The sequence below is a fragment of the Pseudomonas fluorescens genome (assembly GCF_000968015.1).
Lineage (GTDB): Bacteria > Pseudomonadota > Gammaproteobacteria > Pseudomonadales > Pseudomonadaceae > Aquipseudomonas > Aquipseudomonas fluorescens_W.
In genome coordinates this window covers 20,211-32,236 of record NZ_LACH01000018.1, presented here as the reverse complement: position 1 = coordinate 32,236, position 12,026 = coordinate 20,211, and the positions used below count along the sequence as shown (strand labels likewise).

Genomic DNA, 12,026 nt, shown 5'->3' with positions numbered 1-12,026 from the left:
CCTGCATTTCTCCTGATGCACCGCGTGTTCAGGTTTTACGACGGCTTCGCCGCCGAACGCAGCCTCGCGGGCTCGGCAGCTGCTACGGGTTCGTGGCGGGGCTGGTATTGATGCTGGGGTTTTCTTCGCTGGCGCAGGCTTTTGATTTGCAGCAGTTGAGCGATCAACTGGCAAAACCCGACGTGATCCACGGCAATTTCATCCAGGAAAAACACCTGCGCGCCCTGCCCCAGCCGCTGACCAGCAAGGGTACTTTCGTTCTCGCTAAAAACCACGGTTTGCTCTGGCTGCTGAAAACCCCGCTGCAACAGGATTACCGCATCAGCGCCAACGGCATCGCCCGGCGTGACGCCAATGGCTGGCAAATGCTGCCAAGCAAAAGTGCCGGCGCCGAGCAGAACCGCTTGTTCCTTGCCGTGCTGCAAGGCGACAGCAGCGGGCTGCAACGAGACTTCGAGCTTTCACTGAGCGGCGACGCACAGAACTGGAAGCTGACGCTGACCCCGCGCTCCATGCTGCTCAAGCAGGTGTTTACTCAGATCAACATTGCCGGCGGCGAACTGGTGCACAGCATCGAGTTGCTCGAAACCCAAGGCGATAGCACGCTTTTGCGCATGCAGGACAGCACCAGCACCCAACCGTTGAGCGACGCGGAGCAACATGACTTTGCCGAGTGAACGGAGGCTTCCGCGGCTATTTCTGATCCTGCTGCTGGCGGTGCTCGCGCTTGCCGGGTGGCAATGGCGTGACGGCGCCCCGCTGTCGGCCAACCTGATGGAACTGGTGCCGGGCACGGCGCCTGACGCGCTGGAATTGCGCGCCGAACAACGCATACAAGAACCGCTGAACCGCGAAATGCTGGTGCTGGTCGGCCACACCGATCGCCAGCAAGCGGTCGCGATGGCGCAGAAACTGGGTGAACAGTGGCAAGCCAGCGGCTTGTTCGAAAAGGTCCAGTGGAACCTGCAAGCCGACCTGCCGGCGCTGCGCACTCAATTGCTCAATGGTCGACTGGCGATGTTGTCAGCGGCTGACCGGCAGCAACTGATCGAGCATCCCGACGCCTTTATCCAGCAGCGAGTACAAGCGCTGTTCGACCCTTTCACCGGTTTCAGTCTGGTGCCGAGTCAGGATGACTGGCTGGGCCTGACCGGACGCATCCAGAACAGCCAGCCGCAGCACGGTTCGGTGCAACTGGACATCGGCAGCGGTGCGCTGGTCGCCGATGCCGACGGCAAGAGTTGGGTGCTGCTGCGCTCGCGAACCACGGGCAACGCCTTCGACATGAACTTGCCGCTGCAAGTGGCCGACCTGCTGCAGCACAGCCGTGAACAAGCCGCCCAGGCAAACGTTCAACTGCTGGCCGCCAGCGGACTGCTCTATGCGGCCAGTGGACAAAAACAAGCCACCCGGGAAATGACCTGGGTCGGTGGCGGTGCCACGGTGGGCATTCTATTGCTGTTGCTACTGGCCTTCCGGCGCTGGCGGGTGTTGCTGGCCTTCGTCCCGGTGCTGGTCGGCATGCTTTTCGGTGCGGTGGCCTGCGTGGCGCTGTTCGGCCATATGCATGTGATGACGCTGGTGCTCGGTTCAAGCCTGATCGGCGTGGCGGTCGATTACCCTCTGCACTACCTGTCCAAGAGCTGGAGCCTGAAACCCTGGCACAGTTGGCCGGCCTTGCGCCTGACGTTGCCGGGCCTGACGCTGAGCCTGATCACCAGTTGCATCGGTTACCTGGCCCTGGCCTGGACACCGTTCCCGGCGCTGACCCAGATCGCCGCGTTCTCTGCCGCCGGCCTGCTCGGCGCATATTTGTCCGCGGTGTGCCTGCTGCCGGCACTGCTCAAGGGCACAGAGCTGCGTCCAGCGCAGTGGCCACTGCGGGTGGCCGAGTTTTTGTTGGGGTGCCGTGAAGCGCTGCTCAAACTCGCGAGTACGCCGGTGCTGTTGGCGCTGCTGATTGCCTTTTGTGTGGGCGGCCTGTTGCAGCTCGACACTAAAAACGACATTCGCCAATGGGTCGGTGCACCGCAGCAACTGACTGACGAAGCACAAACCATTGCACGCATCACTTGCTATCAACCCACCAGCCAGTTCTTCCTGGTGCGCGCGGCCAATCAGCAGCAACTGCTGGAGCGCCAAACCGCGCTGAACGAGCGACTGGATCAGTTGGTCAATCTGGAAAAACTCCAGGGTTATCTGTCGCTCAATCAATTGGTCAGCCAACCCACCGAACAGCGCAAAGTGCGTGAAGCGCTGAACACGTTGCCGCAGTTCTGGCAGCCGCTGCTCGATGTCGGCGTGCCGGCCGAGGCGCTGCAAGCAGAGCTCACGAAGTTGCAGGCACTGCCCACCGAAGACATCGACGCAGCGCTGGTCGGTCCGCTGGCGGAACCCTATCGCACGCTGTGGCTGGGACCGACCGATGACGGTGTAGCGGCGATGGTCAGTCTGCAAGGCCTGAACAACCCCGCTCTGTTACAAGTCCAGGCGTTGGATTTGCCGGGCGTGGAACTGGTGGATCGCCTCGGTGAGTTGAACAAAGTATTCGCCGACACCCAGATCAGTGCCGCCGAGTTGAAACTCGCTTCCTGTGTGCTGATCGTGCTGGTGCTGATCCTGCCGTTCGGCTTTGGCGGCGCGCTGCGGATCGTCTCTCTGCCGCTACTGGCCGCGCTGTGCAGCCTGGCCAGTCTCGGCTGGCTGGGGCAGCCGCTGACGCTGTTCAGCCTGTTCGGCCTGCTGCTGGTGACGGCCATCAGCGTCGATTACGCGATCCTCATGCGTGAACAGGTCGGCGGCGCTGCCGTGAGCCTTCTGGGCACCTTGCTGGCGGCGCTCACCACTTGGCTGTCGTTCGGTTTGCTGGCGGTGTCCAGCACGCCGGCGGTGAGCAACTTCGGTCTGTCGGTGAGCCTGGGGCTGGCCTTCAGCTTCATCCTTGCGCCGTGGGCCGGACGCCAGGTTCACGCCGCCCCGGTCACGGAGTCAGCCGCATGATGATCGCCGTGTTCTGGGTCATGGCCCTGGCGCTGTTCGCCGTGGCCACCCGTGTCGGTCGTCACTTCGGCGTGATCCCGATTGTCAGCCAGTTGTTGCTGGCCACCTTCGGCCTGCCGCTGCTGATGTACTTCTGGATCGAACCCCAGTGGCAATTGAGCGGCGCTGTGCTGGTCGCGCCGGCCTGGCTGAAAAACCTCTACAGCCTGAGCTTTGCCTTGTTGCTGGGGCACATTCTCAGCGACGTGATCGACCTGCGACTCGACCGTCAAAGCCTGAAAATAGCCCTACCGAGTTTCTGCATTCCGTTTGGCTGCGGCCTCGCGACAGCGGTGTGGCTGTTACCGTCGCAACCCTGGATCAGTTCGCTGGCGGTCGGCCTGTTGTTCGCCATCACCGCGATTCCGGTGTTGTATCTGTACCTACGACACATCAAGTACCCGCCTGCCGCTACCCGGCGATTGGTGCAGACCGCGATCCTGATCGACCTCACTTGCTGGACCCTGTTCGCCATCGCCCAGGGCAGCCTGCACCTGAGCAGCCTCTTGCTGCCGCTGGCCGGCGCCTGCCTACCGTTGCTGCTGCGCCTGCTCGGCTTGCGCCAACCGTTGCTGCACAGCGGCTGCTTCTTCGCACTGCTGGTCGTGGCGGAACACTTTAAGCTCAATGCGCTGATTTTCGGCATCGGTTACCTACTGTGGATGGCCGCGCTAAAAGTGCCGCTGGTGCTGCCGTTGCCGGTGATCTGGATGAGCCACTTGCAGACGTATATCGCGATCCCGCTGATCCTCACGTTCGGCATCGTGCAGATCAACGTCCACGCGGCCATGGCCAGCCTCGGTTGGGTGCAACTGGCCGCACTGCTGCTGTTCCCGATTGCCAGCAAACTGCTGGGCAACTGGCTCGGCCTCGGCTGGGCCGGCGCCTCGTTTGAAGGCGCCAGTCGCTGGCGGGAAAGCGTCTTGCTGAATATTCGTGGCTTGAGCGAGATCGTCTTTCTCAACTTGCTGCTGCAACAACAACTCATCAGCCCGGCGCTGTACTTCGCGCTGATGGTGATGGGCTTGATCGCGACACTGCTGCCGGCACTCGCCGGCATGCACCGAACCCCTCTGAACATCGCCGTCCCGGCAAGGAGCCCCCATGCCAACAGTTGAAATGGAACATCGTCAGGTCGTGGTGATCGGTGCAGGTCCATCGGGCGCCATCGCCGCCGCGCTGCTCAAGCGCAAAGGTCACGATGTATTGATGATCGAACGCCAGCATTTCCCACGGTTTTCCATTGGTGAAAGCCTGCTGTCCCACTGCCTGGATTTCGTCGAAGAAGCCGGCATGCTCGAGGCGGTGAACGCCGCCGGATTCCAGTTGAAAAACGGTGCGGCATTCGCTTGGGGCGAGCAGTACAGCGCCTTTGATTTCGGCGAGACGTTCAGCAACGGCAAGCCGACCACCTTCCAGGTCCAGCGTGCCGATTTCGACAAGCTGCTGGCCGATCAAGCCGCGCTGCAAGGTGTGGAGGTTCGTTACGGCGAAGCCATCATCAGCGTCGATTTCACCCTGCCGAAACCGCAGCTCGACGTGCTTCGCGAAGACGGCAGCCAGTACCGCGTCGAAGCCGATTTCGTGCTGGATGCCAGCGGCTACGGCCGCGTGTTGCCGCGCTTGCTCGACCTTGAGGCGCCGTCAGATTTCCCGGTGCGCCAGGCCGTGTTCACCCATGTCGAAGATCACATCGACAACCCGACCTTCGAGCGGGAAAAAATCCTCATCACCACCCATCCGATCCACCGCGACATCTGGTTCTGGACCATCCCGTTCAGCAATGGCCGTTGCTCGGTGGGCGTGGTCGCGGCAGCCGAACACTTCGAAGGCCGCATGGAGAACCTGGACGAGTGCCTGCGCGGGTTTATCGCTGAAACCCCAAGCCTGGCCGGCGTGTTGAACAACGCCGTGTGGGATACGCCTGCTCGAACCATCGGCGGCTACTCGGCCAACGTCAAAACCCTCCACGGGCCAGGCTTTGCCCTGCTCGGCAACGCGGCGGAATTCCTCGACCCGGTGTTCTCCTCCGGCGTGACCATCGCCATGCGCTCGGCGAGCATGGCCGCCGCGGTTCTGCATCGCCAACTGCAAGGCGAAAGTGTCGATTGGCAAACTGAGTTCGCCCTCCCGCTCAAGCGCGGCGTCGACACCTTCCGTTGCTACGTCGAAGGCTGGTACGCCGGGACGTTCCAGGATGTGATTTACCATGAGGGTGGCTCGCCCGATATTCGCCGCATGATCAGTTCGATTCTGGCCGGTTATGCCTGGGACGAGCGTAATCCGTTCGTTGCCGAACCCAAGCGCCGGCTGCGGATGCTCTCGGAGCTCTGTGCAAAGGACGTCACATGAGCTACTTGAGCGACACTTACGTCGAAGAAACCCGCTTTGGTTTCTGGTTCCTGCGCAGCCACACCTGGCAGCACCATGTACTGCGGGTGGCAATTGCCGATTTGCGCAGCCTGTTCAGCGAAACACCGCCGAGCAACCCGGTGCTGCTGGATGCCGGTTGCGGTCAGGGCAAGTCGTTCCAGTACTTGCGCCAGACCTTTGCCCCCCAGCGCCTGATCGGTCTGGACGCCGACCCTCACAGCCTGAAGCTGGCCGGCGAAGAAGCCGTCCGTCAGGGCATGGAGGTGGAATTGACCGGCAGCGACTGCGCGAGCATCAACGTCCCGGACGCCAGCGTCGATCTGCTGTTCTGTCACCAGACCTTCCATCACCTGGTGCAGCAGGAACAGGCACTGGCCGAGTTCTACCGCGTGCTCAAGCCCGGTGGCTATCTACTGTTCGCCGAATCCACCGAGGCTTACATTGATACCTGGGTGATCCGCTGGTTGTTCCGCCATCCGATGCATGTGCAAAAGAGCGCCGCCGGGTATCTGGACATGATTCGCCAGCAGGGTTTCGAACTCGGCCCGAAAAACGTGTCTTATCCATACTTGTGGTGGAGCCGCGCCAAGGATTTCGGCCTGTTTGAACGCTTGGGTCTGCGCCGGCCGAAGCCCTTTGGCCAACGGGAAGAAACCCTGGTCAATGTGGTCGCGCGCAAACCCCTTGAAAGGTGTGTTTGATGTTCATTGTCAGTCGCTCAAACTACGACCCCTGTGGGAGCGAGCTTGCTCGCGATAGCGGTGGGTCAGCCAATATAACTGTTGAATGTAGAGCCCTCATCGTCGGATCGCCGCCCGGAGACAAGCTCGCTCCCACAGGGATAGCGGGCATCCTGAGATTTTTGCTCCTCGGCGCAGTCCTGTTGCTGAGCGCCTGTGCCAGCCGGGCGCCGCTGCCCGAGCAAACCCCGAACCTGTCGTTGCCGCTGCAATTGCACATCCAGCGTCTGGTGGCCGACCAACGGCAGGACTGGGTGCTGGTGATCCAGCGTGAAGGCCCTGGCATTCGCTGGTCGATGATGGACTTGCTGGGCATTCCACAGGCACGCCAGAAACTGGTAGACGGCGAGTGGCAGGCTGACGGTCTGCTACCGCCCAATCCGGAAGCGCGAGAGCTGTTCGCCGCGCTGCTGTTTGCGCTGACCCCCAAAGATGAACTGTCGGGCAACTATCCCGCCGCGTGGCAGCATGGCTCGCAACGGTCCTTGCCAGCGCACTGGGAAGTCCGCTACTCACAACCTATGAGCTTTGAATTGAACCTGCCCAAAGGCCCGAAATATCAAGTCACGCCGCTCAGCGGGGAGGCGCCATGACGGCCTACCTGAACGCCCTCGGGGTGATATGCGCCCTGGGCCGTGACAAATCCGAAGTCACTCGCAACCTGTTTGCCGGTGACTGTTCGGGCATGCGCAATGAGGCCGGCTGGGTGGCGGAACGGTCGTTGCCTGTGGCCGCGGTCCACGGCGAACTGGCGCCGATCCCGGCTGAGCTTGCGCCGCATGACACCCGTAATAATCAATTGCTGCTGGAAGCCGCGCTGCAAATTCGCGAAGACATCGACCAGGCGATCCAGACCTACGGGCGCGACCGCATCGGTATCGTTCTGGGCACCAGCACCTCGGGCATCGACGAAGCCAGCAGCGGTCTGGCCCATTACATCCGCGAGCATCAGTTCCCGGCCGATTACGACTACCAGCAACAGGAGCTCGGCGCTCCAGCAAACTTCCTCGCCGACTGGCTGCAATTGAGCGGCCCGGCCTATGTGATTTCCACGGCCTGCACTTCCAGCGCCCGAGCGCTGATGAGTGCTCAGCGACTGCTGGACCTGGGCGTGTGCGACGCGGTGCTGTGCGGCGGTGTCGACAGCCTGTGCAAGTTGACCCTCAACGGGTTCTCGGCGCTGGAAGCGGTGTCCGGGCAACGCTGCAATCCGTTTTCGGTGAACCGTAACGGCATCAACATTGGCGAAGCGGCGGTGCTGTTTTTGATGAGCAAGAATGTCGGCGACAGCCAGCCGATCGCCCTGCTCGGCAGTGGCGCCAGCTCCGATGCCCATCACATTTCCGCACCGGAACCCAGCGGCCGTGGCGCCCTGCAAGCGATGCGCAAAGCCTTGAGCCGAGCACAACTTCAGCCGCAGCAGATCGGTTACCTGAACCTGCACGGCACCGCCACTCAACACAACGACGCCATGGAAAGCCTGGCGGTGGCGACGCTATTCCCGACGGGTGTGCCGTGTTCGTCGACCAAACCCATGACCGGCCACACCCTCGGTGCGGCCGGCGCTCTGGAAGCGGCGTTCTGCTGGTTGAGCCTGAGTGCGGGCAATCGCGAGCACGCCCTGCCGCCTCACGTCTGGGACGGACAACCGGATCCCCAATTGCCAGCCCTGAATTGGGTGACCCCGGCCAATCGCCTGACGTCCATTGCACCTCGCTATCTGATGAGCAACTCCTTTGCCTTCGGTGGCAACAACGTCAGCCTGATTATCGGAGACGCCCCATGATTGACTGGCCGATCGCCGAACTGCTGCCGCATGCTGGCGACATGATCTTCATCGAACAGATCCTGTCGTTCGATGACGAGCAGATTTACACCCGTCTCACGGTCAGACCCAACGGCCTGTTCAACCGCCCGGACGGCAGCCTGCCGGCCTGGGTCGGCATCGAACTGATGGCTCAGAGCGTCGCCGCCTACGCCGGTTGCCATGCCCGTCAGCGTGGCGATGCGGTGGAGCTGGGGTTTCTGCTCGGCACCCGCAAATTTGAATGCAACGTCGAACACTTCCCCGCCGGCACCGAACTGACCATCCACGGCATCCGCTCGCTGGAAGACGACAACGGCATGGGCGTGTTCGAATGCCACATCACCGCCCCCGGCATTCACGCCACCGCTCGTCTGAACGTGTTCCGTCCGCCTCAGGCTGCTCAATACCTTCATGAAACCCAAGGAACCCAGCCATGACTGAATCCGTACTGATCACCGGTTCCAGCCGTGGCATCGGCCGCGCCATCGCTTTGCGCCTGGCTCAGGCCGGGCATGACATCGTGCTGCATTGCCGCAGTGGCCTGGCGGACGCTGAAGCCGTGAAGGCGGAAATCGAAGCCTTGGGGCGCAACGTGCGCATTCTGCAATTCGATGTATCCGACCGCGCCAGCTGCAAAGCCATTCTCGAAGCCGACGTGGAAAACCACGGCGCCTATTACGGCGTGGTGCTGAACGCCGGCCTGACACGCGACGGTGCTTTTCCGGCCCTGAGCGAAGATGATTGGGACATGGTGATGCGCACCAACCTCGACGGTTTCTACAACGTGCTGCACCCGGTGATGATGCCGATGATTCGTCGTCGCGCCGCCGGACGGATTGTTTGCATCACTTCGGTTTCCGGGTTGATCGGCAACCGTGGCCAGGTCAACTACAGCGCTTCCAAGGCCGGTTTGATCGGCGCGGCGAAGGCGTTGGCGATCGAGTTGGGCAAGCGCAAAATTACCGTTAACTGTGTCGCACCCGGCTTGATCGACACCGCGATGCTCGATGAAAACGTGCCGGTGGAAGAACTGATGAAAATGATCCCCGCACAACGCATGGGCACCCCGGAAGAGGTGGCCAGCGCGGTGAATTTCCTGATGTCGGCGGAAGCGTCGTACATCACCCGGCAGGTTCTGGCCGTTAACGGAGGCCTGTGCTGATGAAGCGCGTCGTCGTCACCGGCATGGCCGGCATCACCTCACTCGGCAGCGATTGGGACACCATCGCCGCTAACTTCGCGGCCAACCGCAGCGGTATCCGCCGGATGGACGAGTGGGATCGCTTCACCGAACTCAACACGCGCCTGGCGGGGCCGATCGACGACTTCAAAGTGCCAAGCCACTGGACCCGCAAACAATTGCGCAGCATGGGCCGGGTCTCGCGCCTGGCGGTCGGCGCGGCAGAACAGGCATTGGCCGATGCCGGGCTGTTGGGTGACGAAACGATCAAGGACGGGCGCATGGGCGTTTCCTGCGGCTCATCCACCGGCAGCACCGACGAGATCAAGGCGTTCGGCAACATGCTGCTCAATTCGGTGGCCGAGGGCCTGAATGCCAACTCCTATGTGCGCATGATGCCGCACACCACGGCGGCGAATATCAGCATCTTCTTCGGCCTTACCGGCCGGCTGATCCCGACCTCCAGCGCTTGCACCAGCGGCAGTCAAGGCATCGGTTATGCCTACGAGTCGGTCAAGTTTGGTCGCCTGCCATTGATGCTCGCCGGCGGCGCTGAAGAACTGTGCCCCACCGAAGCGATGGTCTTCGATGCGCTCTACGCCACCAGCCTGAAAAACGATGCGCCGCAGACTTCCCCACGCCCGTACGACAACGGCCGCGATGGCCTGGTGATCGGTGAAGGCAGCGGCATGCTGGTACTCGAAGAACTCGAACACGCATTGGCTCGCGGTGCGCACATCCACGCCGAACTCGTCGGTTTCGGCAGCAACGCCGACGGCCAGCACGCCACCCGCCCAGAGCAGGTCACCATGCGCCGGGCCATGGAACTGGCCCTGGAAGACGCCGGGTTACAGCCTTCTGACATCGGCTACGTGAATGGTCACGGCACCGCCACTGAACAGGGCGACATTGCCGAAACACTGGCAACGAGCGCGTTGTTCGGCGAGCACATGCCGATCAGCTCGCAGAAGAGTTTCCTCGGTCACACCCTCGGAGCCTGTGGTGCGCTGGAATCCTGGTTCAGCATCGAAATGATGAACCGCGACCTGTACATCCACACCCTCAACCTCGACGACGTCGACCCGCACTGCGGCAAGCTCGATTACCTGCGCGGCGAGTTCCGGCAGATGAGCAACCAGTACGTGATGAACAATAATTTTGCGTTTGGCGGGGTTAACACGTCGCTGATCTTCCGGCGCTGGTCGTAAGACTCCGCGAACTTGATCGTTCCCACGGGAGCGTGGGAACGATCCGCTGTGTAGAGCTGACGCTTACTGAGCTTGAATCAATTTGCTTTCAGCGACGCCAGCGCGGCCTGTCTTGTCGTCGACGACTTGCAGGTTGTTGCGCGCCTTGATGAAACCCACTTTCACTTCCTGCCAGACAAAGTAGTTCTTGCCGGCTTCTGCGGTGAGTTTCAGTTCAGAATCGTTTTCCGCCGAAGACACCAGGGTCTGTTGACCGGCCGGGACGGAAAGCATCAGGTAAGACTTGGCGACGGTCTGCCCTACCGGCTTGCCATTGAGCGCGACCGGCATTTTCACGCCTGCACCCATACTCTCGTTGCGATAAACATAGATATTGGCTTTATCCGGGGTGACCTGGAAGGTCTTGGCCTGAGCATCCTGGCTTTCATCAGCCATTTTTACCGAAGCACAACCACCGGTCAGAGCGGTCAATGCCAGCAAAGCGGTGAAGGTTAACTGCTTGAACATCCTGTATCTCCATTGTTTTGATGAGTCCAACAACAGTTATCGGCCGTGCCCAACAAAACCTTGAAGCGCTATGGCGTCAGCCATTCGATCAAAGTAACTGCTCCTTTTTTAGTGAACTTGCGGACGCTTTCGCGAGCAAGCTCGCTCCCACAGTGGATGGGTGGTGGAACAAAAATAGGTTCACACCGCAAATCCCTGTGGGAGCGGGCTTGCCCGCGATTGACTGCGAAGCAGTCACGCCTTCAGCGGCTCAACCTTCCGCGTCAACAACTCCACAAACGCCTTGGCCATCGGCGACTTCTGATCCTTGCGCTGCACCAGCCACACCGCCGACACCGCCTCTGGATCGAGCAGAGGCCGATAGACCACCCCTTCGATGCGCATCCGCTGATAAGACGCCGGCAGCACCGAAACACCCAACCCCGCCGCCACCAACCCGATGATCGTCATCGCCTCGCCAGCCTCTTGCGCGAAGTGCGGACTGAAACCGGCATCCCGGGCCAGGCTGAGCAATTGTGCGTACAGACCACTGCCATAGCTGCGTGGGAAAAATACAAAGGGTTCGAGCGCCAGGGCTGACAGAAACAAGCCTTCCTCACTATCGGTCACCAACGGATGCTTGGAGCTGAGCACCGCCACCAGCGGCTCACGCATCAGCTCCACCACGCTGAGCGAGTCCGGCAACCCAAGCGGCCGCATGATCCCAACTTCAATCGACTCATCCACCAACGCATCGGCGACCTGGGTGCTGCTCATCTCCCGCAGGTTCAGGTGCACCGCCGGGAATCGCTGGCGAAACGAAAAAATCGCCTGAGGGATAGTCGAGTTGAACGGCGCCGACGAGGTGAAGCCAATCTTCAGTTCGCCCAGCTCACCCAACTGCGCCCGCCGTGCAACATCCGCCGCCTTGTCGACCTGCGCCAACACCAGTCGCGCCTCTTCCAGAAACAGCCGGCCGGCTTCACTGAGCTCGACCCGACGATTGGTGCGCTCGAACAACCGCGCGCCCACCTCCTGCTCCAGCGCCTGAATCTGCTGACTCAGCGGCGGTTGCGAGATGCCCAGCACCTGGGCGGCGCGGCCGAAGTGCAGTTCTTCGGCAACAGCAATGAAGTAGCGCAGGTGACGCAATTCCATGAAAACTCCATTAGGTCGTAAAACCTATCAAACAG

12 protein-coding genes are annotated in these 12,026 nt (G+C 61.4%); 10 read left to right on the top strand and 2 right to left on the bottom strand.

Annotated features, from left to right (window positions below; all coding sequences use genetic code 11):
- Positions 1-110 precede the first annotated feature (110 nt).
- Genes VD17_RS11805 through VD17_RS11760 form a run of 10 tightly spaced genes read left to right on the top strand, consistent with a single transcriptional unit; the run spans position 111 to position 10,347 of the window.
- Positions 111-677, top strand: coding sequence for an outer membrane lipoprotein carrier protein LolA (locus VD17_RS11805; protein ID WP_046053992.1), 567 nt, complete (start codon positions 111-113; stop codon positions 675-677).
- Positions 661-3,000 carry an MMPL family transporter gene (locus VD17_RS11800; RefSeq protein WP_046053977.1) on the top strand — a complete coding sequence of 780 codons (2,340 nt, stop codon included), beginning with the start codon at positions 661-663 and terminating at the stop codon, positions 2,998-3,000. Before VD17_RS11805 ends, VD17_RS11800 begins: the two co-directional genes overlap by 17 nt.
- The gene (locus tag VD17_RS11795) at positions 2,997-4,157 is read left to right on the top strand and encodes a hypothetical protein (RefSeq protein WP_046053976.1); all 1,161 of its coding nucleotides are present in this window, start codon (positions 2,997-2,999) and stop codon (positions 4,155-4,157) included. The genes VD17_RS11800 and VD17_RS11795 overlap by 4 nt, the downstream gene beginning before the upstream one ends.
- A complete protein-coding gene (locus tag VD17_RS11790; RefSeq protein ID WP_046053975.1) occupies positions 4,144-5,391 on the top strand; it encodes an NAD(P)/FAD-dependent oxidoreductase in 1,248 nt (415 codons plus the stop codon). Before VD17_RS11795 ends, VD17_RS11790 begins: the two co-directional genes overlap by 14 nt.
- Complete coding sequence (locus tag VD17_RS11785) at positions 5,388-6,113, top strand: class I SAM-dependent methyltransferase (protein ID WP_046053974.1); 726 nt, start codon at positions 5,388-5,390, stop codon at positions 6,111-6,113. Before VD17_RS11790 ends, VD17_RS11785 begins: the two co-directional genes overlap by 4 nt.
- Positions 6,113-6,745, top strand: coding sequence for a hypothetical protein (locus VD17_RS11780; protein WP_185753140.1), 633 nt, complete (start codon positions 6,113-6,115; stop codon positions 6,743-6,745). The genes VD17_RS11785 and VD17_RS11780 overlap by 1 nt, the downstream gene beginning before the upstream one ends.
- On the top strand, positions 6,742-7,938 hold the full coding sequence (locus tag VD17_RS11775) for a beta-ketoacyl-[acyl-carrier-protein] synthase family protein (RefSeq protein WP_046053973.1): 1,197 nt from the start codon (positions 6,742-6,744) through the stop codon (positions 7,936-7,938). Before VD17_RS11780 ends, VD17_RS11775 begins: the two co-directional genes overlap by 4 nt.
- On the top strand, positions 7,935-8,396 hold the full coding sequence (locus tag VD17_RS11770) for a hotdog family protein (protein WP_046053972.1): 462 nt from the start codon (positions 7,935-7,937) through the stop codon (positions 8,394-8,396). The genes VD17_RS11775 and VD17_RS11770 overlap by 4 nt, the downstream gene beginning before the upstream one ends.
- Positions 8,393-9,121: a 3-oxoacyl-ACP reductase FabG gene (gene fabG, locus VD17_RS11765; RefSeq protein WP_046053971.1), complete on the top strand. Its 729-nt coding sequence runs from the start codon at positions 8,393-8,395 to the stop codon at positions 9,119-9,121. The genes VD17_RS11770 and fabG overlap by 4 nt, the downstream gene beginning before the upstream one ends.
- A complete protein-coding gene (locus tag VD17_RS11760; RefSeq protein ID WP_046053970.1) occupies positions 9,121-10,347 on the top strand; it encodes a beta-ketoacyl-ACP synthase in 1,227 nt (408 codons plus the stop codon). Before fabG ends, VD17_RS11760 begins: the two co-directional genes overlap by 1 nt.
- A gap of 63 nt (positions 10,348-10,410) precedes the next feature.
- On the opposite strand, the gene VD17_RS11755 is transcribed toward VD17_RS11760, so the two are convergent.
- Both VD17_RS11755 and VD17_RS11750 read right to left on the bottom strand, forming a co-directional pair.
- On the bottom strand, positions 10,411-10,854 hold the full coding sequence (locus VD17_RS11755; RefSeq protein ID WP_046053969.1) for a DUF2846 domain-containing protein: 444 nt from the start codon (positions 10,852-10,854) through the stop codon (positions 10,411-10,413).
- A gap of 234 nt (positions 10,855-11,088) precedes the next feature.
- Positions 11,089-11,991, bottom strand: a complete 903-nt coding sequence (locus tag VD17_RS11750) for a LysR family transcriptional regulator (protein ID WP_046045626.1) — start codon at positions 11,989-11,991, stop codon at positions 11,089-11,091.
- Between the last annotated feature and the right edge of the window lie 35 nt (positions 11,992-12,026).